Annotated in this window: 23 protein-coding genes; 10 read left to right on the forward strand and 13 right to left on the reverse strand. The window is 61.3% G+C overall.

All coding sequences use genetic code 11. The features are described 5' to 3' along the window. The first annotated feature begins 74 nt into the window (after window positions 1-74). Window positions 75-1055, forward strand: a complete 981-nt coding sequence (locus tag ACT53S_RS03780; RefSeq protein WP_476066628.1) for an MBL fold metallo-hydrolase — start codon at window positions 75-77, stop codon at window positions 1053-1055. 56 nt (window positions 1056-1111) lie between these two features. On the opposite strand, the gene ACT53S_RS03785 is transcribed toward ACT53S_RS03780, so the two are convergent. Continuing rightward, window positions 1112-1468 carry an ATPase inhibitor subunit zeta gene (locus ACT53S_RS03785; protein ID WP_476065968.1) on the reverse strand — a complete coding sequence of 119 codons (357 nt, stop codon included), beginning with the start codon at window positions 1466-1468 and terminating at the stop codon, window positions 1112-1114. A 283-nt stretch (window positions 1469-1751) separates the two neighbouring features. Here ACT53S_RS03785 and guaB point away from each other — a divergent pair, with 283 nt between their 5' ends. The 4 genes from guaB (at window position 1752) to adhP (ending at window position 5513) form a co-directional block, all read left to right on the forward strand. After that, window positions 1752-3242: an IMP dehydrogenase gene (gene guaB, locus ACT53S_RS03790; RefSeq protein ID WP_113375963.1), complete on the forward strand. Its 1491-nt coding sequence runs from the start codon at window positions 1752-1754 to the stop codon at window positions 3240-3242. Continuing rightward, window positions 3242-3808 (forward strand): hypothetical protein, encoded by a 567-nt coding sequence (locus ACT53S_RS03795; RefSeq protein WP_476065969.1) that lies wholly within the window; start codon window positions 3242-3244, stop codon window positions 3806-3808. The genes guaB and ACT53S_RS03795 overlap by 1 nt, the downstream gene beginning before the upstream one ends. A 37-nt stretch (window positions 3809-3845) precedes the next feature. Next, window positions 3846-4259 carry an MAPEG family protein gene (locus ACT53S_RS03800; protein ID WP_476065970.1) on the forward strand — a complete coding sequence of 138 codons (414 nt, stop codon included), beginning with the start codon at window positions 3846-3848 and terminating at the stop codon, window positions 4257-4259. A 225-nt stretch (window positions 4260-4484) separates the two neighbouring features. After that, window positions 4485-5513, forward strand: coding sequence for an alcohol dehydrogenase AdhP (gene adhP, locus ACT53S_RS03805; protein ID WP_113375966.1), 1029 nt, complete (start codon window positions 4485-4487; stop codon window positions 5511-5513). Window positions 5514-5583: 70 nt separating this feature from the next. Here the strand turns inward: adhP and ACT53S_RS03810 are convergent, their stop codons facing one another. Continuing rightward, a complete protein-coding gene (locus tag ACT53S_RS03810; RefSeq protein WP_476065971.1) occupies window positions 5584-6060 on the reverse strand; it encodes a hypothetical protein in 477 nt (158 codons plus the stop codon). A gap of 194 nt (window positions 6061-6254) precedes the next feature. Between ACT53S_RS03810 and ACT53S_RS03815 the strand changes: the two genes are divergently transcribed. Then, window positions 6255-7394 carry a patatin-like phospholipase family protein gene (locus ACT53S_RS03815; protein ID WP_113375968.1) on the forward strand — a complete coding sequence of 380 codons (1140 nt, stop codon included), beginning with the start codon at window positions 6255-6257 and terminating at the stop codon, window positions 7392-7394. Window positions 7395-7534: 140 nt separating this feature from the next. Then, window positions 7535-8161: a TetR/AcrR family transcriptional regulator gene (locus ACT53S_RS03820; RefSeq protein WP_476065972.1), complete on the forward strand. Its 627-nt coding sequence runs from the start codon at window positions 7535-7537 to the stop codon at window positions 8159-8161. 9 nt (window positions 8162-8170) lie between these two features. Here the strand turns inward: ACT53S_RS03820 and ACT53S_RS03825 are convergent, their stop codons facing one another. Continuing rightward, entirely contained in the window at window positions 8171-9124 is a 954-nt protein-coding gene (locus ACT53S_RS03825) for a LysR substrate-binding domain-containing protein (protein ID WP_113375970.1), read from the reverse strand. Window positions 9125-9316: 192 nt separating this feature from the next. Between ACT53S_RS03825 and ACT53S_RS03830 the strand changes: the two genes are divergently transcribed. Further along, window positions 9317-9616 carry a YjiS-like domain-containing protein gene (locus tag ACT53S_RS03830; protein WP_476065973.1) on the forward strand — a complete coding sequence of 100 codons (300 nt, stop codon included), beginning with the start codon at window positions 9317-9319 and terminating at the stop codon, window positions 9614-9616. A gap of 207 nt (window positions 9617-9823) precedes the next feature. Further along, window positions 9824-12319 (forward strand): methyl-accepting chemotaxis protein, encoded by a 2496-nt coding sequence (locus tag ACT53S_RS03835; protein ID WP_476065974.1) that lies wholly within the window; start codon window positions 9824-9826, stop codon window positions 12317-12319. A 77-nt stretch (window positions 12320-12396) separates the two neighbouring features. Here ACT53S_RS03835 and ACT53S_RS03840 read toward each other — a convergent pair whose 3' ends face one another. The 8 genes from ACT53S_RS03840 to ACT53S_RS03875 form a co-directional block, all read right to left on the reverse strand. Then, a complete protein-coding gene (locus ACT53S_RS03840) occupies window positions 12397-13293 on the reverse strand; it encodes a DUF937 domain-containing protein (protein WP_476065975.1) in 897 nt (298 codons plus the stop codon). A 119-nt stretch (window positions 13294-13412) separates the two neighbouring features. After that, complete coding sequence (locus ACT53S_RS03845) at window positions 13413-14786, reverse strand: glutamate--cysteine ligase (protein ID WP_476065976.1); 1374 nt, start codon at window positions 14784-14786, stop codon at window positions 13413-13415. A gap of 141 nt (window positions 14787-14927) precedes the next feature. Continuing rightward, window positions 14928-15665 carry a 16S rRNA (uracil(1498)-N(3))-methyltransferase gene (locus ACT53S_RS03850; protein WP_476065977.1) on the reverse strand — a complete coding sequence of 246 codons (738 nt, stop codon included), beginning with the start codon at window positions 15663-15665 and terminating at the stop codon, window positions 14928-14930. 19 nt (window positions 15666-15684) lie between these two features. Further along, window positions 15685-17190: an inorganic phosphate transporter gene (locus ACT53S_RS03855; protein WP_476065978.1), complete on the reverse strand. Its 1506-nt coding sequence runs from the start codon at window positions 17188-17190 to the stop codon at window positions 15685-15687. A gap of 164 nt (window positions 17191-17354) precedes the next feature. Continuing rightward, window positions 17355-17867: an NUDIX hydrolase gene (locus ACT53S_RS03860; protein WP_476065979.1), complete on the reverse strand. Its 513-nt coding sequence runs from the start codon at window positions 17865-17867 to the stop codon at window positions 17355-17357. 186 nt (window positions 17868-18053) lie between these two features. Continuing rightward, window positions 18054-18794 (reverse strand): HAD-IIB family hydrolase, encoded by a 741-nt coding sequence (locus ACT53S_RS03865; RefSeq protein WP_476065980.1) that lies wholly within the window; start codon window positions 18792-18794, stop codon window positions 18054-18056. Window positions 18795-18799: 5 nt separating this feature from the next. Next, window positions 18800-20137, reverse strand: coding sequence for a glycosyltransferase family 4 protein (locus ACT53S_RS03870; RefSeq protein WP_113375979.1), 1338 nt, complete (start codon window positions 20135-20137; stop codon window positions 18800-18802). A gap of 113 nt (window positions 20138-20250) precedes the next feature. Further along, on the reverse strand, window positions 20251-21084 hold the full coding sequence (locus ACT53S_RS03875) for a FadR/GntR family transcriptional regulator (protein WP_113375980.1): 834 nt from the start codon (window positions 21082-21084) through the stop codon (window positions 20251-20253). A gap of 179 nt (window positions 21085-21263) precedes the next feature. Between ACT53S_RS03875 and ACT53S_RS03880 the strand changes: the two genes are divergently transcribed. After that, window positions 21264-22535 carry a DUF3422 family protein gene (locus ACT53S_RS03880; RefSeq protein WP_113375981.1) on the forward strand — a complete coding sequence of 424 codons (1272 nt, stop codon included), beginning with the start codon at window positions 21264-21266 and terminating at the stop codon, window positions 22533-22535. On the opposite strand, the gene ACT53S_RS03885 is transcribed toward ACT53S_RS03880, so the two are convergent. Both ACT53S_RS03885 and ACT53S_RS03890 read right to left on the reverse strand, forming a co-directional pair. Beyond that, complete coding sequence (locus ACT53S_RS03885; RefSeq protein WP_142070578.1) at window positions 22536-22871, reverse strand: type II toxin-antitoxin system HicB family antitoxin; 336 nt, start codon at window positions 22869-22871, stop codon at window positions 22536-22538. Continuing rightward, entirely contained in the window at window positions 22868-23122 is a 255-nt protein-coding gene (locus ACT53S_RS03890; RefSeq protein ID WP_113375983.1) for a type II toxin-antitoxin system HicA family toxin, read from the reverse strand. Before ACT53S_RS03890 ends, ACT53S_RS03885 begins: the two co-directional genes overlap by 4 nt. Between the last annotated feature and the right edge of the window lie 67 nt (window positions 23123-23189).

A 23189-nucleotide genomic window follows, 5' to 3' on the forward strand; every position in this document is an offset into this window, starting at 1 on the left:
CACCCTGCCTATTTCGGGTTGTGACCCTGCTTCCGGGGAGAGGACTTGTCGCTGAGGAGATTTCCATGATTTCGATGAAGAGAAGAATGATATTGGGCGGCGCCGGTGTCGCGCTCGCCTCCCCGATGATCATGACACGCGCCGCCGTGGCGCAGCAAACGAACGCTGACACATCCATGAGCATCGATCACGCCATGCCCCCAGAAACGCATCGTTTCAACCTCGGCAAGTTTGAGGTTCTCGTCGTCAAGGACGGCGCCCGTCCCTCCGGCAAGCCGCAGGAGACATTCGGCACCAACCAGTCGCCGGAAGTGGTCGGAGCTCTGCTCGAAGCCAACTTTCTGCCGCCGGACAATTTCGTCAACAGCTTTGCCCCCGTGCTGGTCAACACCGGTTCTGATGTGATCCTTTTCGATACCGGCCTGGGTGAAGGTGGTCGAGCCAACGGTCTCGGGCGTCTTGCCGAAGGTCTGACCGCCGCCGGCTACAAGCGCGAAGACGTCACCGTTGTCGTCCTCACACACATGCACGGCGACCACATTGGCGGGCTCATGGAAGGCGGCCAGCCCGCATTCCCCAACGCACGATACGTGACCGGTCAGGCGGAATATGATTTCTGGGTCGATCCTGCCCGTGCCGGCACGCCGGCGGAGAATGGCCAGAAGGGGGTTCTCGCCAACGTCAAGCCGCTGGCCGAGAAGACCACCTTCATCGGTGACGGCGGCGAGGTGGTCTCCGGCATCACCGGCATGGCGGCTTTCGGCCACTCCCCGGGCCACATGATCTATCGTCTGGAATCAGAAGGCCGCCAGCTCGTGTTGACCGCCGACACGGCCAATCACTTCGTGCTCTCGCTGCAGCGCCCGGACTGGGAAGTGCGCTTCGACATGGACAAGGCAGCGGCAGCGGCGACTCGAAAGAAGGTCTTCGACATGCTGGCCACCGACAAGACCGCCTTCCTCGGCTATCACATGCCGTTCCCGGCCGTCGGTTATGTGGAAAAGATCGACGAAGGTTATCGCTTCGTACCGAAGGCCTATCAGTTCGACATTTGACGGTCGCCGTCCGCGGCTCGGCCTGCACAAGCCTCGTGCGGGCCAGTCGCCGAAATTCAGTCCGGCAAATCAAGTTTGTTGCCGGCGCCGGGATGCGGTTCCAAGCGCCGCAGTTCTGCGGCGGCACTTCGCAACAGCGATATCATCCGGTCCTGAAGCACCTCGTCCATGATCTCGATGCCGGCTGCCTGGAAATCGTCCTTGATCCGGCTCAACAACTCGGCGTCGCCGGTCGTCGCCATTCTCGCAAGTTCGTTTGCATAGCTCTGCGCATCTTCGGGGTCGAGCACGGTCGTCGCCCATTGCGCCATGAGGGCGCCCCTGCGCGCGCAGATCCTGTCGAAAGGAATGTCCTTCTGGAGATCCGGGGCCCGTCTTTCCTTGCCGCTCCTGATGCTCTCACCGCTTGCCATGGGATCGCCTCCGTCTTTCTCCCGCGCTCCTCCGAGGGACGCTGTCTGATAGCATGCCGGATTTGACGATCTGTTTATTAGGAAGATTTAATTTTCGTTGCTTCGTCACGACCAGCACCCGAAAGCACTCATCGCGCATCAGCCTTGCAGGTTTTGCTATTCCCTTCCTGTCATGAACGTGTTACCAGCCCTCGCCAACTTCCAAGCATTTCATGCAGAAGCGACCGAACGGGGATTCCCGTTTTCCGGGCGGATTCTGCCTATTCAAACGAAGGAATTGGCAATGGCACGCATCGTAATGTCGGCAACCGGCGCAGAAGCGCTCACCTTCGACGACGTCCTCCTGCAGCCGGGGCACTCGGTCGTGATGCCGGGTCAGACGAATATCGCAACCCGGATCGCACGGGACATCGAGCTCTCCCTGCCGATTCTCTCTTCCGCCATGGACACGGTCACCGAAAGCCGGCTCGCCATCGCCATGGCCCAGTCCGGCGGCATTGGCGTCATTCACCGCAACCTGACCCCGGTCGAACAGGCCGAAGAGGTCCGTCAGGTAAAGAAGTTCGAAAGCGGCATGGTCGTCAATCCCGTGACCATCGGCCCGGATGCGACGCTTGCCGAAGCCAAGGCGTTGATGGGCGCTCACGGTATTTCCGGTATACCGGTTGTCGAAGGTTCGAGCCGTCCCGGCCGCCTCGTCGGCATTCTGACAAACCGCGACGTGCGCTTCGCTTCCGACCCGAACCAGAAGATCTACGAACTGATGACCCGCGAGAACCTCGTGACGGTCAAGGATGGTGTCGACCAGCAGGAAGCAAAGCGCCTTCTGCATGCGCACCGCATCGAAAAACTGCTCGTCATCGACAACGAAGGACGCTGCGTCGGCCTGATCACCGTTAAGGACATCGAGAAGTCGCAGCTCAACCCGAATGCGGCAAAGGATGCTCAGGGCCGTCTGCGCGTCGCGGCCGCCATTTCCACCGGTGACGACGGCGTCGAGCGCGCCGAGCGCCTGATCGACGCGGGCTGCGACGTGATCGTCGTCGACACGGCCCATGGCCACAGCCAGAAGGTCCTGGATGCCGTCGCCCATGTGAAGAAGATGTCGAACGCCATCCGCATCATCGCTGGCAACGTGGCGACCGGTGAGGGCACCAAGGCGCTCATCGATGCCGGAGCCGATTGCGTCAAGGTCGGCATCGGCCCCGGCTCGATCTGCACCACGCGTGTCGTTGCCGGCGTGGGCGTGCCGCAGCTCGCAGCCGTCATGGCCGCCGTCGAGGAAGCCAACAAGCTCGACATTCCCGTTATCGCCGATGGTGGCCTGAAGTTCTCCGGTGATGTGGCCAAGGCAATCGCCGCCGGCGCGTCTGCCGTCATGGTCGGCTCTCTGCTCGCCGGCACCGACGAAAGCCCGGGCGAGGTCTATCTCTACCAGGGCCGCTCCTTCAAGGCCTATCGCGGCATGGGCTCTGTCGGCGCGATGGCGCGCGGCTCGGCCGACCGCTACTTCCAGGCGGAAGTGCGTGACACGCTGAAGCTCGTGCCCGAAGGCATCGAAGGTCAGGTTCCCTACAAGGGACCGGTCTCCGCCGTTTTGCACCAGCTGGCGGGTGGTCTTAAGGCTGCCATGGGTTATGTCGGCGGCAAGGACATCAAGGAATTCCAGGAAAAGGCGACCTTCGTGCGCATTTCCGGCGCTGGCCTGCGCGAAAGCCACCCGCACGGCGTGACCATCACCCGCGAAAGCCCGAACTACCCAGGCGCGGCCTGATGTTCGGCGGATTGCCCGGGCCGCATCAGGCGCCGTTGCCCTGGGCAAGCGGCATCCTGTCGGCCGGGTTGCTGGCGTGGATGCATCTCGGCTTTGTCAGACCGTTCGCCGAAATTACCGGCGGACGGGCCATGCCTGATCTCGATATCGACAGTTCGGGGGAGGGGCTCCTTGCTCTGAAGTCGCTTCTCGAAACGAGAGCCGAAGCAGCGGAACTCCTGCATACCATGCATCTCGGCCCCGACCTGCTGCTGCCGGCGGTCCTCAGCATCTTTCTCTTCCTGCTGATGAGACGGGTCGCACCCGGTGCGGAACTCTACGGCCGCCCGGCCGAGCGTCTGCTGCCGATACTGACGGCTGTCCCCCTGATCTACGGTGTCGCCGACTATGTCGAAAACATCCTGAGCCTCATGCTGTTTCCGCCCGCCATGCCGGCTCCGGGGAGCGTAAGCCTTCTGGCGGAGGCCATCTCCTGGCTGACGCGCCTGAAATTTGCAGCGCTCGTCATTTCCGGCATTCTCGTGCTGCGGCTGGCCGTCGGTCCGAAGTCGGCGGCCACACCGTGATCCCCGCATTCCAAGATATTTGAGGACGTGATTTCCCATGACCGGTTTTGAAATGTTCTGGCCCCTCGTCGCGCATGCCTTCCTCGTCTTTTGCCTGTATGCCTTGCTTGTCGTCCGCCGCGCCGCCGTGGTGCGCGAAGGAAAGATCGAGCGCATTGCCTTCCGCGAAAACCATGCGGAGCCGGAGGAGAGCAGGGTCGTGAACCGGGCAATCGCCAATCAGTTCGAGCTGCCGGTTCTCTTCTATGCCGTCTCCGTCCTGCTCTTCATCACGGAAGCCGACAATATCGTCGCGGTTCTCCTCGCCTGGCTATTCGTTGCCGCGCGCTACGTACAGGTCGCGATGCATCTCACGGGCAATCTCCCCCTGCGCCGTCTGTCCTTCATGGTCGGCTTTGCGGCGCTCTTCCTCCTCTGGTCCTGGCTGGTCCTCTGGATGGCGACCAGCTGACCTGCTGGTTTTCCGGTACGCTGTGGAGCCTGACGTTGGCGTTGAGGCCACCCCTTCAGGATCGACGGTCTGCGTCTCTCCGAACAGGCGCAGTATGACAATCCGATGAAATCTGCGTCCGTTTGATGCCGATCAACCGGAAGCAGCCATCCCGCGCATAACCTTTGTCCATACCCGCCGGTCGAGCACCGGGGGATGGTCACGGAAGAACGACGGGAGAGCGACATGGCATCGACAATGAAGGCTGCGGTGGTCCGCGAGTTCGGCAAGCCGCTGGTAATCGAGGAAATGGCAATCCCGGATCCAGGCCCCGGCCAGATCCTGGTGAAATACGAGGCGACAGGCGTCTGCCACACCGACCTCCATGCCGCCAACGGCGATTGGCCGGTCAAGCCCAATCCGCCCTTCATTCCCGGCCACGAAGGTGTCGGTTACGTCGCCAAGCTCGGTGCCGGAGTGTCCCGCATCAAGGAAGGCGACCGCGTCGGTGTTCCGTGGCTGCACACCGCCTGCGGTTGCTGCTCGCCCTGCCGGACCGGCTGGGAAACACTCTGCGGCAGCCAGCAGAACACAGGCTATTCGGTTAACGGTACCTTTGCTCAATACGGACTCGCAGACCCTGACTTCGTCGGTCGTCTTCCGGATAATCTCGAATTTGGCCCGGCGGCCCCGGTCCTCTGCGCCGGTGTGACGGTCTACAAGGGCCTCAAGGAAACCGAGGTCAAGCCCGGTGAGTGGGTGGTCGTCTCCGGCATCGGCGGTCTGGGTCACATGGCGGTGCAATATGCCAAGGCCATGGGCATGCATGTGGTCGCAGCCGACATATTTGATGACAAGCTGAAGCTCGCGAAGGATCTCGGTGCCGACATCGTCGTCAACGGCAAGGCCGCAGATGCCATCGAGCAGGTCCAGAAGGCGACAGGCGGCGTTCACGGCGCGCTGGTTACCGCAGTCTCGCCGAAGGCCATGGAACAGGCCTATGGCTTCCTGCGCTCCAAGGGCACCATGTCGCTTGTCGGCCTGCCACCGGGCTTCATCTCGCTGCCGGTCTTCGAGACGGTCCTCAAACGCATCACGGTGCGCGGTTCCATCGTCGGCACTCGCCAGGATCTGGAGGAAAGCCTGCAGTTCGCCGGCGAAGGCAAGGTCGCCTCGCATTTCAGCTGGGACAAGCTCGAAAACATCAACGACATTTTCCACCGGATGGAGCAGGGCAAGATCGACGGTCGTATCGTCCTAGATCTCGCAGCCTGATTGAGACGACGCTTCCCAGACATCGAGCGGCGCGGTTCCTCCGCGCCGCTCGATTTTTTACTGTTCCCGATCAGTCTACGGATTGGATGGTGATGACGCGTGGCTGGCTGCTGCTGCAGGCGCTGTCCTCGCAGACCCCGCCGATCCAGACTTCGCCATCGCCGAACATCAAGCCTTCGCTGTTGACGAAGGCACTGCCATAGTCCTGATTCCGCACGATGTTGACGATCTTGTCCGTGAAGATGTCGTTGTAGCTCTCCAGCAGCTGCTCCTCGTCCTCGAATGTCCCGTCCTCTCCGCCGATGCTGATGGTGATCGGATAGGAAATGAGGCTCGCCACGATCTCGGCCTTGCCCTCCACCACCGCGCTCTGGAAGGCGTAGAACAACTCCTTGTAGTCGGCGGCGTCACCGAGCAGATTCTCGATCTGCCGGTCGGTCTCGGCCTCGTCGGCACGGGCATCGGCGCTGCCGATGTTCGGAACGACACTTGCCAGAAGAGCGAGGGCGAGCAGGGCAGAGCGAAAGCGAAAAGTCGGCAGCGGCATGCGGGCGAGGTCCTCTGTAAAGGTCGTGATTGGGGCCCAGCATAGGTCGAAACGGGTTTTGCCGTCGAATTACTTTTGGGGTGAATGTCGCGAATGGCCGTCTCAAACGTGAACAGAGCATCACCCGTTCACCACTGGTTTCCCGAGGCTTTGCCCATTATCTATTGCGTTGCAGCAATAGTCGGGACCAAGCCATGTCAGACGCCGTCACCAATTCCGAGACCGATCGCATTTTCGTTTTTCAGGGCGGCGGAGCACTCGGAGCCTACCAGGCGGGCGCTTACGAGGCCATGCATGAGCGTGAGCTCGAACCCGATTGGCTGGCGGGTATTTCGATTGGTGCCGTGAATGCTGCCATCATTGCCGGCAGTCCGCGCGAGAGGCGCATCGCCCATCTGCGGGAATTCTGGAACACTGTTTCTGGCGGTCTCGATTTTGGCTGGACCGCCGAGGACAATATGCTGCGTCGGATGCAGAACGATGCGGCCGCGATGGCCGCGACGATGTTCGGCGTGCCCGGCTTCTTTTCGCCGCGTCTGTGGACCCCGCAGCAGTTGCTGACAAATCCCGATACCCGCGTCAGCTATTACGACACGGAGCCTTTGCTGAAGACGCTGCAACGTCTCGTCGATTTCGATCTGCTCAACGACAATCAAACGCGGCTCAGTCTCGGTGCGGTCGAGATCAGAACCGGCAATTTCGCCTATTTCGACAACCGCCAGACCCGCCTCGATGTCCGCCACATAGCCGCCTCGGGCGCCTTGCCGCCGGGGTTTGCGCCGGTGGAGATAGATGGACGCGCTTACTGGGACGGCGGCCTCGTTTCCAACACGCCGCTGCAGCATGTGCTGAATGTGAGCGATGCGACGCGCGACCTCGAGATCTTCCAGGTGGACCTGTTCAATGCACGCGGTGAGATGCCGCGCGACCAGTTCGAGGTCGAAAGCCGGGTGAAGGAAATCCGCTATTCCAGTCGAACCCGCATGAACACGGACGAGTTCGCCCGCCGCCAGACAGTCCGTCGCGCCGCGAAACGCCTGCTGGACAAACTGCCTCCCGAATTCCGCGACGATGAGGACGCGAAGGTGCTGCGTTCGATCGGCCAGGAATACGATGTCACGATCGTTCACCTGATCCACCGCCGTGCCACCCATGCGACCCACGCCATGGATGTGGAGTTCTCGCGCCGTTCCATCGAGGAGCATTGGAAGGCAGGTTATGACGATGCCAGTTACACGCTCGATCATCCCAAATGGCGCCACCGCGGTCGCCCGAGGGACGGGATCCAGATCTTCGATCTGGCCCGCGAACGCCACCTGCGGGCGGTCACTTGATCTCCATTTGCGACCTTTTTTGTGTTAAGAGACCGGGCTGGGGAAAACCAACGCGCCATTAACCACTTGGAGACCGGCTCACCCTATTGCTCTTGCAGATTGTCAAGGGAGCCGACCGATGATGGGTCGGTCGAAAGTCGATGATAGACCGGACTTCGGTGCTGCGCCTCGCTTTGCGCAAGTTGCCGCAGCAAGAACGCAGCGTCCAAAGGCTTGAGGCCATACTCGACTCTGCCATGAGCCTTGTCCTGGAGAAGGATGTCGCCAGCGTCACGATGAGCGAGATTGCGCAGCGTGCGGGCATTCCGATCGGATCGCTCTACCAGTTTTTTCCGCAGAAGGCGGCCATCCTCAAGGCGCTCCATGACCGGTTGTCCATGGAGATCGAAGACCGTGTCAGTCAGATATTCGCGGGGGTGAATTCCCTCGAGGACGCGGCGCAACGCGGTGCCGATGCCCTGTTTGAACTGCACACCTTGTTCCGCGACCGCCCGATCTTCATGTCTATCTGGCAGGCGATCCAGACCGACAAGGATCTGAACCACCTGTCAAACGATTACCACGAGCATCTGATCGGACTGTTCCTCAAGGACCTTTCCCAGCTGATTCCGGCCGAGGAGTTCGGCAAGATGCGCGTCACCCTCAAGCTGTTCATCATCACGAGCGGAGATGTGATCCGTTTCGCGACGAGCCAGAACCCCGAAGCGGCCAAGCTCTATCTCGAGCGCTGGCATCAGATCGTGCGCAACTCTCTCTTCTCTTCCTGACGCTCTCGGTTACCAGCCGGGGATCATGTTCCCGGCCTTGAGGCGCGGATAATAGCGAGAAAAGGTCTTGGGCTCGCCGTCCATGTCATCTTCGACCTTTGCCGGCGTAATGTTGTCCAGGCAGGCCGTGATATGATCCGTGATCGCGTTGAGCAGCGAGATCGAGAAGCCGGGCCGCTTCATCAGGCCGATCTGTACCGGCGGCAACGGCGGAAAACCATCGCTGGCGGTCAGCACCTTCATGCCTGTTCTCAATGCCGATTCCGGCAAAATGGATACCGCCATGCCCGCCAGCACGGCGGCTGCCACAACTGTCGACGACCAGCTGGTGAACAGGATCTGGTAGTCGCGCCCATCGGCATCGAGCGCAGAGCAGGCCATTTGTCTCCACTGGCAGTCCCGTCGACCAACGGCGAGGGGCACGGGCGCATCGTCCTTCAGCGGGTGGTTGGCAGACCCCACCCAGCAGAGCGGCTCCGTGCGCACCACGTCCGACTGCCGCAGCAGAGGGTTGTGGGTGACAAGCGCGATGTCGAGTTCGCCCCGGCCCATTTTCTCGGCCAGATCCACAGAGGGTTCGCAAACGATATAGAGTTCGACATTGGGATGCGTCTTGGCGAACCGACCGATGATTTCCGGCATGTAGCGGTCGGCGTAGTCGTCCGGAGTGCCGATGCGAAGTGTGCCTTCCAGGCGATTGTCGTCAAAGGCCGCGATCGCTTCCGAATTGAGCCGGATGATGCGCCTTGCATAATTCAGCAGCTTGTCTCCGTCGGCCGTCAACCGGTTGCCGCGTCCGTCCTTGATGAACAGCTGCTTGCCGACCCGCTCCTCCAGCCTCCGCATCTGCATCGAAACGGCTGACTGCGTCTTGAAAACACGCCCCGCAGCCTTGGTGAAACTGCCCGTATCCACGATGGCGATGAAGGTTTGCAATTGATCGATATCGAGAGGAGCCGACATGGACAGTACCCATCAGAGCGGTTGATACTTATCATTAGAAACATTCGTTGGACTGATCAATATCATTTCGACATTCTGGTGCTGCATTCCCCGCCGGCCGATTGAGGCCAATCGATCCACTCCAGCCCTCATTGCCTCGTCGCTGTCGCGATCGGGGCCTGTCTCCTCGTGCCTGTCGAAAGGACGAAAACCATGCGCACGACCGAACGTATTCTTGATCTGGATCTTGCATTGTCAGAGACCGCGCGCCCCACGCGTATGGCCCATGCAGGCGTCTGGCTCCGCAACGTTTGGACGGCGCTCCGTAATCGTCTTGCTGCCAACAACCTCGCCGATCTCGACGATCGCCTGCTCAACGATGTCGGCCTCAGCCGCTCCGACGTCGTCCGGGTGTTGAAAGAGCATGGCCTGGCTGACGATCCTTCGCAGCAGTTGACACGGCTTGCCCGTCGCCGGTCCGAACAGGCGTTGCGCGGTCGCAAGGTCGGGTGAGACGACTTTATCCCCGCAGGGTGACAGCCAATAGCCCTGCCTTTTGCCCGGTCCCGGTGAAAATCCGGACCGGGCTTTTTTGTAAACGCTAAAATAACGAAGTGTATTGTGAAATGAGAAAGGAAACAGGCGGCGAGTAACCACTTGCTAACGGCCGTGTGTCAGCCATGAAACGGCTTGATCGCGTTACTCTCATGGAGATCCTTCATGCGCATTTCGACGAAACTGCCGGTCGCTGCGACCCTCTTTGCCCTGGCCATCCTGAGCGCGTCCGTCGCGATCGGTCTGGTCCAGCAGAGCCGGATCCTGGACCAGCAGGTTTTCCAGAAGCTGGAGGCAACGGCGGATGGCCGCCGGAACGAGACTCGGCGTTTTCTGGATGGCATTCGGCTTGATGCGCAGCAGACGGCCTCCAACATGACGACGCAGCAGGCGCTTGTCGGCATTACCAGCGCCTGGGCAAAGTTGGGCGATGATCCCGCCACCGAACTCCATCGCCGTTACATCGATGAAAATCCCAACCCGATCGGTGAAAAGTTCAAGCTCGAAACGGCCAAGAAGGACAATTACGATCGGGCCCACCGCCAGAGCCATCCGGCCTTCCTCACGCACAAACAGGCGCAGGGCTATTACGATATCTTCCTCATCGATGAAGACGGCAATGTCGTCTACACGGTGATGAAGGAAACGGATTTCGGCACCAATCTGGTGACGGGGCCTTACAAGGATACCGGCCTTGCCAAGGTGTTCCAGAAAGCCATGAAGGGCGAGGATCCGAATGCCTTTGCCAATTCGGATTTCGAATCTTACGCACCGTCCGCCGGAGCGCCCGCTGCTTTCGTTGCCGTTCCCATCATCATGAACGATCGCAAGGTCGGCGTTCTCGCCTATCAGCTTCCAAACGACCAGATCAACGCGATCTTCTCCAATACACGCGGTCTCGGTGACACGGGGGAAACGCTGCTGGTCGACAAGGCCGGCTTCCTGGTGTCCGACAGCACACGCACCTCGGGAGACGACACGCTGAAAGTCAGCATCGCATCGCCGCTCGTGACGGCGGCGCAATCCGCTCAGGATGCCACCGGCACGATTGATGGCTATCGCGGTCTCAACAGCTATGCGGCAACCGTTCCCCTGCAGTTCGGTGATGTCAGCTGGTCGGTCGTCGCGCTGATCGGCGAGGAAGAAGTGTGGGCAGAGCTCCTCTCGGCCGGCATGAAGTCGATCGGCTTCGGTGCCGTCCTGGTTCTTGCCGGCTCCGTGATTGGTCTTCTGTTCTCCCGCACGCTTACGCGTCCGATATCCGAGCTTGTCGGCTCCATGCGCCGCCTCGCGGACGGCGACACGAACATCGAACTCAAGGGCCTTGAACGCTCCGACGAGATTGGAGACATGGTGCGTTCGGTCGCGGTTTTCCGTCAGGCAGAGATCGACAAGCGCGAACTTGAAACGGAAAACGAGAGCCGCCGGACAGCAACCGAGACAGAACGTCAGGCCCGCGAAGCCGAGCGCGCGGCCGCCCAGGCAGAGCTGAGCGAGGCGATCGACGTGCTTGGAAATGCCCTGCAGCGTCTCGCCAACGGGGATCTGACCGCCACCATCCACAAGCCGCTGACCGGCAATCTCGATCGTCTTCGCCTTGATTTCAACGCTTCGCTGGAACGTCTGTCGGGCACCGTCGCGGCGGTTCACGGCAATGTCGCGGAGATCAATCGCAAGAGCAGTGCCGTCAGCTCGTCAACGGCCGATCTGAGCAGCCGAACCGAACAACAGGCTGCAGCCCTGGTCGAAACCTCGGCCGCCATTCGCCAGATCATGGATGCGATCCGTCATTCGTCCGAACGGGCGGAGAACGCATCCCGCCTGGCGGTCGAGGCGCGCGCCAATTCGGATCGTTCCGGCGAAATCGTCGGCGGCGCGGTCGATGCCATGCAGCGCATTGAGAATGCGTCGAGCGAGATCTCCAAGATCATCAATGTCATCGACGAAATCGCCTTCCAGACCAATCTCCTGGCGCTCAACGCCGGGGTCGAAGCCGCGCGGGCGGGGGAAGCCGGCAAGGGCTTTGCCGTCGTCGCGCAGGAAGTCCGCGAACTCGCACAACGCTCGGCAACCGCCGCCAAGGACATCAAGGCCCTGATCACCAAATCCGGCGAGGAAGTGTCGAACGGTGTCGGCCTCGTTCGCGAGACCGGTTCGGTCCTGTCGGCAATCGCAGGCCAGGTCGTCCAGATCGGCGATCACATCCATTCCATCGCCTCGACCTCGAAGCAGCAGTCGGCGAGCCTCAACGAAATCAATGCCGCTGTCGGCCGCATGGAAGATGTGACCCAGCACAATGCCCGGGCTGCCGAGCAGACCAATGCCGAAATGGCGGGCCTGACGCGCGATGCAGGAATGCTGTCGGATCTCGTCGGCCAGTTCACGGTCGAGGCGGGGGCCGCGTCTGTTCAGAATCGTTTCGCCGATCAGCGAGACACCGGCTTTACCCGCAAGACGCCGCCAGCCGGCGCGGGGCCATCGGTGGCTCCGGTTGCTCCGGCTCGCCCCGCAGCCAAACCGAAGGTCGCTCCGGCAGAAGCCGGTAACCGCGCCGTGGCCTCACCGGCCCGCTCGCTCATGGACAAGATCTCGATCGGCCTCGGCGCCAAGCTCAGCCAGGCCAAGGACAAGAAGTCGGATTCAGATTGGGAAGAATTCTGAGCTGTCAGCCAAGGACCTGACGACAACGGCGCGGGAGACCGCGCCGTTTTCGTTTGCTCTGCGGCAGAAAGCCCGGCTCAGGTCCTGTCTTCGGGCTCCGGCGGTTCGTCCGAGGTCGCAGCCTCGCGCTTGGACGCGCTCAGATAGGTCTCGAAGATCTGCTCCATGCTCTTCTGATAGCTTTTCTGCACTTCCAGCCCGCTGTCGAACATGGTGTTGACCATGGCGGAGAAACCCTCCTGTAGCTCCTTTTCGGGCGCCTTCGGCGCCTCAGGCCTCGGAGCTTCCGGTTGGGCGGACGGCTGCCCCGTATAGGCGGCAGCCATGTCCTGGAAAGCCTTGGCGAAGGGGTTGACCAGGAAAGGATTGGTTTGGGCCTGGGGTTCCGGCTTCTTCTGTCCGCCCATCATCTCCTGGAAGGCGCGGGTGAAGGGATTGTCGAACATCGAGTCGGCCTGGGGCTGCGGCTTCGGCTGCAGCCCGGTGCTTTCCAGCCATTGCTGCATCATGGTCGCCATCGGCGATGTCGCAAACGCAGTCGAGCCGCCAAACTGCCCAGTAGCCTGCTTGAACAGACCTCCCATCATGGTGTCGGCCATCACGGGCATCATCTGCTTCAGGATGTCCTGACCGATGCCGGTCAACTGCGCCGCCTGCGCCGCGATCGCCCGGGACACCTCCTTGGAGCCGAACAGCTGCTGCAGCACCTGATTGCCATCGGCTATACCCTGCGGCGTGAAGGCTGAGCTCATGTCCTCGAAATACTTGGCATAGTTGCCGGAACTCATCGCCGAAATGAGGGCGGAGAAGTCATAGGGATTGGAGGTGTTTCGCTTGAAGCCGGAGGCAAAGGCGGGCGTGAGCGCGGCGATGGCCTTGGCCGCCTGTTCCTGCGCCAGCCCGAACTGCCGCGCCATGGCCTCCATCGCCCTGCCGTTCTGTGCCTGGAGCATCATGTCGAACAATGGCAGCATGGACCTTTTCTCCCGAAATGTGCGCGGATGTCGTCCGCACTATAGACGGAAAAAACCCTGCGCAAACCGGTTTCTACGGTTTTGCCCAGCGTCGCTCGTCGGTCCGATCGTGCGGCGTATCAGTACTGGTATTCGTCGAAGACGGGGTCGACCGAGCCGTTCCATCGCCCGTGATAGAGGCTAAGAAGGTCGTCGGCCAAAGTCGTGCCCTTGGCCAGAACCTCGTCCAGCGTGTTGAGGAAGATGCTCTCGTCTTGCCCGTCGCCGTTGATCCGTCCGCGGGATTTGAGGCCCTGGCGGGAGATGGAGACCATGTCACGCGCCACGTCGAGCAGGGCGCGCCCGGCCACTGTCGCCTTCAGCCCCTTGGCCGGCACGCTGTCGCGCATGGCGATGACGTCGTCCACAGTCCAGTCGGCCGTGGCGGCATCGGCGGCCGCAAGCGACGCGTCGTCATAGAGCAGGCCGACCCAGAATGCCGGCAACGCACAGATGCGCCGCCAGGGGCCACCATCGGCGCCACGCATCTCAAGGAAGCGCTTCAGCCGAACATCGGGGAACAAGGTCGAAAGGTGGTTCGTCCAGTCGCCGAGTTGCGGTTCCCAATCGGCGATTTCGCCCTTGAGGGCTCCGTCCATGAACTGGCGGAAGGTGATGTGGGTACAGTCATGATAGCGGCCGTCCCGCACGATGAAATACATCGGCGCATTGATCGCCCAGCGTACATAATCGCCGAAGGAGAAATCCTTGGAGAAGGTGAAGGGCAGCACACCGGCGCGCTGATTGTCGGTGTCGCGCCAGATGTCGCCACGCCAGGAGAGCAGTCCGTTCGGCTTGCCTTCGGTAAACGGCGAGGAGGCGAAGAGCGCGGTCGCCAGAGACTGCAGCTTCATCGACACGCGCATCTTCTGGCGCATGTCCGCTTCTGACGAAAAGTCGAGGTTCACCTGGATGGTGCAGGTCCGGTACATCATGTCGAGCCCCTTGGTGCCGACCTTCGGCATGTAGCGCGTCATGATGTCGTAGCGAGATTTCGGCATGCGTGGGGTCTCGGCAAGCGTCCATTTCGGGCTGCCGCCAAGTCCCAGAAACCGGATGCCCATCGGCTCCGCGATATCCCGCAGGACCGCCAGGTGCTGGTTGGATTCCTTGCATGTCTGGTGAAGTGTCTCGACCGGCGCGCCCGACAATTCGAACTGTCCGCCGGGCTCGATCGAGATCGCGCCCATGCCCTGCTGTTCGCCGAGCCCGATGATGTTCTCGCCGTCCATGATCGGCTCCCAGCCGAGCTTTTCCTGCATACCCTTCAAAAGGGCGGAAATGCTGGCATCGCCGAAATAGGGCACCGGGCTGTTGTCGGCGCGGAAGAACGCGAACTTTTCGTGCTCGGTCCCGATCCGGAACTGCTCCTTCGGTTTGGCACCCGCGGCCATATAGGCAGCCATGTCGTCGAGAGTGCCGAGAGGCGTCTGGTCGGTCGTGTCACGGGCCATGAATGCTACCTTAGTGAGGCGTCGTCACCGGGCGAGAACGCCCATCCGACAGGCTGATTGAACCGGATTTATATGCCGCGCAAGTGAAATTCTCTCAAGCACGGCTCAAAAAACTGGAATGGAGGAAGCGGCTGAAAAGCCTCACCGCCAGTCACCGATCGCTGCCTGCACGACAGCCATGGCGGCGACGGCGGCCGTGTCGGCTCTCAGGATGCGCGGACCGAGCGGAATGGCCGTCACGAAGGGAAGGGAGCGCAGAAGCGTCCGTTCTTCTTCGGAAAATCCCCCCTCGGGGCCGACCAGCAGCGCGAGCGATGTCTCCTCAATGCGCGATAGGGAGGGCAGGGGATTTTGCGTCGCGCTGTCTTCGTCGCAATAAATGATCCGCCGATCCGGCGACCAGCGGTCGAGGAGATCGCGGAGTTTCTTCGGCTCGACGACGTGGGGAATGGCGAGGATCCCGCATTGCTCGGCAGCTTCCACGGCATTAGCCTGAAGCCGCTCGATGCTGCCAATTTTGCCCTGCACATGCTGGGTCATGACCGGCTGCAGAATACCCGCTCCCATCTCGACCGCCTTCTGGATCAGGTAGTCCATCCGGCCGACCTTGAGCGGCGCAAACAGGAAATGCAGGTCACAATCCGCCGGTTGCGGGCGTGTCTCCTCGATAGGCGTGATCAGAAGCTTCTTGCGCGAGGGAAAATGAATGCTTGCCCGCCACTCGCCATGCCGCCCGTTGAAGACGAGAAGCTCGGCCCCTTCTTCGAAGCGCAGCACATTGGCGAGATAGTTGAACTGCTCAGCCGTCGCCTCGATGGCCAGGTTCTGTGCGAGGTCAGCGGTCACGTAGAGCCGCTGCATCCGGTAATTGGCACGCATGGAAGTCTCTTCTCCGGGATCAAAGAACGAGGTGAGACATAACCCAATACAGCGCCGCTGCAAGTCCGGCGGAGGCTGGAACGGTGATCACCCAGGCCGCGACGATCGTCATGAAATGCGAGCGGCGCACGAGATAGCGACGGCGGATTTCCTCCGGATTGCGCTCCGCTTTGGGCTCGACGTCCCAGCGTTCTGCCTTGGCACGCATGTATTCCACGCGCCGTTTCGAGTGGCGGGTATACCATTCGCGAAAGAAACCCACCCCGAACACGGCCCCGACTGCGATATGGGTCGAACTGACAGGAAAGCCGAGCGCCGAGGCGAGGATCACGGTCGTTGCGGTCGAAAGCGACACGCAATACGCCCGCATCGGGTTCAGCTTGGTAATCTCCTGACCGACAATGCGGATCAGTCGCGGCCCGAAAAGCAGGATGCCCAGGGAGATGCCGAGCGCACCGATGGACAGGACCCAGAATTGCGGCGCTCCGCCCCCGATCCCGCCATCGGCAAATGTTGCAGAAACGATGCCCGTCAAGGGGCCGATCGCGTTGGCGACGTCGTTGGCCCCATGGGCAAAGGACAAGAGCGCGGCGGCGCAGATCAGCGGTAGGCGGAAAAGCTTGCGCAGCGATTGGTTTCGATTTTCCAGACCGGCGGCCTGCCGGCGCACCACCGGCCTCACCGCAAGCCAGACCCAAAGTCCGCAGACGACGCCGATTGCAAGCGCGGCAGGCAGAGAGATCGGCGTGATCCGGTTCAGCCCTTCGATGCTGATATAGGTGGCGAAGGTCGCCGTCATGACGGCGATGAGAACGGGCACCCACCGCATCGCCGAGGCGATCTTGTCCTCGCGATAGATGATGAATTCCTTGATGAAGGCCAATACGAGCGCCGCAATGACCCCGCCAAGAAGCGGGGAAACGACCCAGCTTGCGGTTATACCGGCCACGATGCCCCAGTTGAGCGATCCAAGCCCCGCTGCCGCCGCGCCGGCACCCAGGACGCCGCCGACGATGGAATGGGTGGTGGAGACGGGGGCATTGACCCAGGTTGCGAAGTTGACCCAGAGACCAGCGGACAGAAGCGCCGCCATCATCGCCCAGATATAGGCATTGGCTGTGAGGCTCGTCGCGGGGGAAATGATTCCTTGCGAAATGGTGGCGACCACCTGGTCGCCGGCGATCATCGCGCCCGCGATTTCGAAGACGACCGCCATCGAAAGCGCCGCCCCCATGCTGATCACTCGGGCTCCGACCGCCGGGCCGACATTGTTGGTCACATCGTTGGCGCCGATGTTCATTGCCATATAGGCGGCGAGCGCCGCTGCGGCCATGACCACGGCCGTGCCGGGACGGTCCGTCGCCGCAGCCGCTGCCACGATTGCAGCCAGAAGAAGGAAGATCAGGGCGAGACCGTAAGGTGCAAGCCCCCGCGAAACATGCTGCGAGGCCTCTTCCACATAAGCGATCTTGTCCAGATCCTTGTCGAGTGTCGGCTTTACGAGCTTCGGCGTCGATTTACCCATGGCATAAGCTTTCCGGAAGAGGCTCCCTTCCGGTTCCTCATACGTGGCATGGTGTCAGAATGATGTGAAACGTTTTCGGTGCTGGCGGGCACGCTTCGCTTCGATCCCGAACGCCTAGCGGCAAAGGGAGCGACATTCAATATGACAGTATTGTTACAGCCCGTTCACGCGACATTTGCAGTGATTTTGCCCGGGATTTCGGCCTGAGCGGCAGCCTGCTTGCCGAAGGCGAGGAACAGAGCCTTCAACTCCGGTTCGTCCACCCGGTTCGCGGCTTCTTCGCAGCTTACCCATTCGAGCCGCCTCGTGCCCTTCTCCGGAAAGTCCTTGAGGAGGCTCTTCACCTCAAGCGCATGAACCTGAACCCGGGTCGCCACCTTGTTCCCACCGCGCATGCGCTTCATGTAGGTGTAGAAGCCGAACGGTTCGGGACCCGCCTTTCCCTTGATGCCGGCCTCCTCATAAGCTTCACGTTCGGCAATGGCATGAGGCTGCTTGCCCGGCATGTGCCACCCCTTGGGGATGACCCAGCGGCCCGTATCCCGGCTCGTGATCAGCAGCACCTCGAGCTCTCCACTCTTCTTCTTGCTTCGATGGCAGATCGCAGCGAATTGCTGCCGCGGCGGGCGCTGCAGCATGAGCTTCAGGTCGGAGGTGATGCGGCCGATGATACCCAATGAACGGTTGCCTCGATTCGTTTATATAAGAATACGCCAAAATGCCTGCGAAACGCGACGAGTATTGCGGGCTTCCGGTCTATTTTGAAGGAATGTTTCGCGCCCACTATCAGGTGTAGTCGAAGAGTGTTCCTGTCAATGCGACATCCGTTGCCCGGACCTCGCCTTGACACGAGCTCCGGCCAATCAGGGTTGCGCAAAAACCCCAAGTTTGCGCAACCCCTCGATCACGCCCCAAGCCGCCGTGCCCTCGGTTTCAACCATGCTCTCATTCGCCTGCGCGAAGCTGGTGAGTTCAGGAAGTGCGTTGCCTGGCAGAATACCCCGAACGCCGTCAAGTTCGAACATCGCCCGATCATTCCCCGTGTCGCCTGCCACGACCACCTCTTCCAGCTCGATCCCCAGTTCGCGGCAAAGCCAGGTAAGCGCCTTACCTTTGTCGGCGGTGTCGGGGACCACATCCAGGTCACGGTTGCTGGAATAAACGATACGCGCCTTGTGTCCTGAACCGAGCAGAAGCCGCTCCAGCTCCAGGATTTCCTCTGCCGTTGCATCATGCAGGTACCAGCTCGATTTGTAGTCGTGCTGATAGTGCGCCGGCTGCCGCGTAAGCCGTTCCATCATCACGAGATCGGCCTCGATCAGATCGACATCGAAACCATCGGCAATCAGGTTCCGGTAGGTCTCGACCAGTTGCGAATGGCTCTGGCTGTGCAGCATGGTGCCCACACCGCCAATCAGGAAGTCCGCGGGCGGCAGTCCCTCATCGCTGGTAAATGACAGAATGTCTTCGATCAGCCGGCCGCTGTTGTAGACGAGGATCGGTCGCTCGCCATCGGGCAGGGATTGCCACAGCCGGGCAAAGGCGCGCGACGCTTCGCGATCCCCGGCGAGGGTGCCGTCGAGGTCCGAAGAAAAGAGGCGCACCGGTTTCAATCCCCGTCGTTCCATGGTTCAGCCCAGTCGCTTTCTTCCAGAGCTTGCGCCACCGGACGCCCTTCGACAAGAGCGACGAGTTGCTGCGCGATCCCGGTCCAGGTGAAAAGGCTGCGCGCCTTGTGAGCGCCCATCCGTGACAGCCGGCCATAAAGCCGAGCATGCTTGAGCGGTTTCATCATGGTGATGCCCAGATCTTCCTTGTCGAACGGATCTGCATAAAGCGCGTGACGACCGTAGCTGATCGCCCGGAACAGCCCGCCATGGATGGTGACGATCGTTGGGGTGCCGCTCGCCATCGCCTCGATCGCGGTCATGCCGAACGGTTCGTACCGGCTGGAAAGCACGAAAAGATCAGCGGCGCGGTACATGTCGGGCAGGTCTTCATCCGGTATGAAGCCGGTAAATTCCACCTTGTCGACAATCCCGAGATCGGCAACCTGTTGCTTCAGCTGGGTGAGAATGGCCTCTTCCTGCGCATCGAGGCTTTCTCCGCCGAGTGCCAGCCGCAGCCGGGCGTCCGGTACGCGCTGCGCCAGAACAGAGAACGCGTCGATGAGAAGGTCGTAGCCCTTGTTGGTCGCAAGCCGCCCCAGTGCCAGGACGGTGCGTCCTTCGAAACCGAAGCGCTGGCGCACCATCTGCCGGGACGATTCCGAGACGGGGTAGAAACGATTATCGTCATAGCCGGGCGGTATCATGTGCACGCGGTTCTGCGGCAAGCCGTAGTCTGCCGTCAGCATGTCGAGCTGGATGGGGGTTGTCGCGATCACCAGTTGGCAGCTGCGATAAACGATCAACTCGTGCTGAATGCGTTCCTTGAAATTGAATTCCTGTTCGAACTTGTCGGCTCTCTCCGGATAGTCGGTCTCCATCTGCCGCTTCTTCCAGAGCCCGAGCGAGTGCGGTGTATGGATATGCGGCACGCCGAGCGCTTCCGACAACCGCTGGCCGGCGACACCGGCATCCCAATAGTGGCTGTTGATGAAGAGGTAGGTCAGGCCTTCGCGTTTGATGTAACGCAGCGCCTTTTCATTCCATTCGCCCAGATGGCGATGCAGATATTCCTTCGGGATAAAGTCCGGGCCGCCACAGGGGATGCGGATAACCCGCACATTATCGTCGACAGTATCGAACTCCGGCTGCTCCTCGAAGCGTCGGGTATAGATGTCGACCTTGTGGCCGAGTTGCCCGAGCTTCTTGGCCAGTTCCAGCACATAGACCACCTGTCCGCCAGTATCCGCGGCGCCGAGCGGTGGCTGGGCAGCAACATAGCCATGCGTTGAGATGAGCGCGATGCGCGGTGTGTCCAATACGTCCGATGTCGGTGCCATGGTCTCCGCTTTGAAAATTTCGTTCCTGGAAAGAAGAAAGTAAACCCGAAGAGCCGGGTTATGTTCCATCTTTGAGGATTAAAATTCTCGGAGACCAATCTGCCGCAACGGCATCAATCGCTTCCGTGGTCCTTGGATGCCCGTGTTCCGCGCCCCGCGACTTGGCTGCCATCCCGCCGGATGAGGCGCAGTTTCGCGATTCTGTCCCACTCGTCGGAGCGCGCGCTTTCCGCGGCGGCCTGCATGACAAAATCGATATGCGCCTGTGCCGCCTCTTTGGCGGCCAAGGGTTTGCCGGCTTCGATGGCCGCGTGGATCGCCACATGCTGCTCCAGCAGCCGCTCCCGGGCGTCCGGCAACGAGAAGACGGCTTTCCGGTTGAAGAAGATGCCCTCCGACAGCAGCCGGTAACAGGCGCGCATCGTGTGAAGGAGAATGATGTTATGGGCAGCTTCGCCAACAGCGTTGTGAAACTCGACATCGGCTGCAAGCTCGGCCTCGGCCTTGCCGTCTTCATGCGCTTTCCGCATGTCTGCGATGATCCGCGCGAGAAGCGCTTTGTCGGCGTCCGTGGCCCGCTTCGCCGCGAGTTCGGCGGTCAGTCCTTCCAGCTCGCGGCGGTATTCGAGATAGTCCCGGGTGGCACGGGCATGCCGGGAAATGAGATCGGTCACCGGTTTCGAAAAAACCTGCCCGATGATGTCGGCGACATAGGTGCCCCCGCCATGATGACTGATCAGCAGTCCGCGCGTCTCGAGTTCCTTCAGGGCTTCGCGAAGGATCGGCCGCGAGACATCAAGCGATTGTGCAAGCTCCCGTTCGCCCGGGAGCCGGTCGCCGTCACGCAGTACGCCGTCGAGGATGAGCTGCTCGATTTGCTGCACCACTTCATCCGCCGTCCGGCTGTGGGGAACGCCGGAAAAGAGTGTCTCGTCGTTATCGCTCACATCGGTCTCCTTGAGGCCAGACTTACCAAGTGGCCCGCAGATTGGTCAAATAATTTGGCCAGTTGAGTTGCGCGTGACCAGCAACAAATCTGCGGATCGACCGCGCCCTGTGACGATTGCGCCTTTGCTCCGATGCGACTGCGCTGTTAGCTTGACAATGGGCAAGGGAGACGGATGACGTGGCAAAGGGTGATTTCGCATTTCCGATGGCAGCGGAGCGCGCTGTGGCGCTCGGCGAAATCCACGCGCGACCCTATGCATTGGTGAAATCCGGCCGGGTGATCTTTCAGTTGGCCTTTATGATGGATGGCGGCGCGGCGGTTCATCATGCAGCGATCTCCGAACTGTCGCGCGCGCGCGGTGTCGCACCGCCTGACAAGCATGCGCGCCATCATGCACTGGCTTGGGGGCAGGGGACCCTGCGCTGGGAGCGGCATACGGAATTCTCGACCTGGTTCTGGGACGGTCCCCTTCCCGAAACCTTCGGCGGTGATGTGCCGATCCATCCCTTTGGCGATGGTTTCACGGCACCCGGTCCGCTGATCTCGGGTATCCGCCTCGAACTGCGGACCGATGGCCCTGAAATCGCAGATGCAAAGGCGGTTTTTGATCCGGCAAGCCTCTGCTACAGCGAGCTGAAAAACGGCCAGGCAGCCGTGCTCACCGACTTCCGCCAGGATGGTCATGGCCTCACCCAGATCCTCGTCATTGACCGAGGCATGACGGAAGCGGGACGCGGCGCCGTCGTCCAGCGCCTGCTCGACATCGAGACCTACCGCACCATGGCCATGCTCGGCCTGCCGCTCGCCCAGACGCTCTCGCCGGAGATCCGCCGCATCGAGGACGGCCTGACGGCCGTCACGCAGCGGATGAAGGCGCATGCCCGCGACGAGTCCGACGAGATGCTGTCCGAACTCACGCGCCTGGCCGCCGAGCTTGAAGCCAATGCAGCCTTGAGCCTTTACCGTTTCGGCGCGAGCCGCGCCTATGACGGCATCGTGCGCGAGCGCATCAAGACGCTCGACGAAACGCCCGTGCCCGGCCACGAAACCCTGGGCGCCTTCCTCGAGCGGCGTCTGGCGCCGGCCATGCGCACCTGCCAGTCGATCGAAGAGCGCCAGGCGAACCTCTCGCGAAAACTCTCGCGCGCCACCGCCCTTGTCCGCTCCTGGATCGATGTGGAACTGGAGCGGCAGAACTCCGATCTGCTGACCGCCATGAACAGCCGCGCCGAAATGCAGCTTCGCCTGCAGCAGACAGTCGAAGGCCTCTCGGTCGCCGCCATCTCCTACTATGTCGTCGGTCTCGTCGGTTATGCCGTCAAGGCCGTGCCCCACGATGTCCTGCCCTTCGACCCCGCCATCATCACCGGCCTCTCGGTGCCGCTCGCCGTGCTTGGCGTCTGGTGGGTGGTGAGAAGGATCCGTAGGAGCCACGAACGGGACGGCTGATCACCGCTCCACGGCCTCGGCAATGACGTCGGCGATCCACTCGTTGAGGCTCTTGTCTTCGGCGCGCGCCGCAATGACGGCGGCTTCGTGCAGTTTCGGATCGAGCCGCAGGTTGAATTTGCCGGAGAACTGCCGGTAGGGCTCGACGCCTTTCTCGGCACACATTTCCAGAAAGACGGAGAGCGAAGTGGCGCCCTCCTTGCGCAGCGTCTCGATGCTTTCGCCATAGAAATCTGCGCCGCCATTCAGCCCCAGAAACTCTCCGCGCAGAAGACCGAGTTCCGGATCGAGCGATACAACCGCCTTGTAACCTTCGATGTCGATGACATTGTTCATGGCGTCACTCCATTTTCTTCCAGCCATTTGCGGATGCTGGCCACCGCACCCTTGTCGGTCTCCGGTGTCGGATGCGGCCTGTGAAAAACCCTGACCTGACCGAACAGAAACACGCCGACGCGCGAACCCTCCCGCTCGCTGATCTCCGCACCGAGTGCCGCAAACAGCGCTTCTATGTCCGGCCAGCGGATCGTGCCGCTGACGGGCCGGGCGAAGATCTGCTCCAGCGTCGCTCGATGCTTCTTTTTCATTGGGCGATGATACCACGAAGCGGTACTACATCAAGTCTTCAGTGAGGTGACATCTTATGCATGGCGC

It is taken from the genome of Allorhizobium sp. DMC15, from assembly GCF_056314065.1.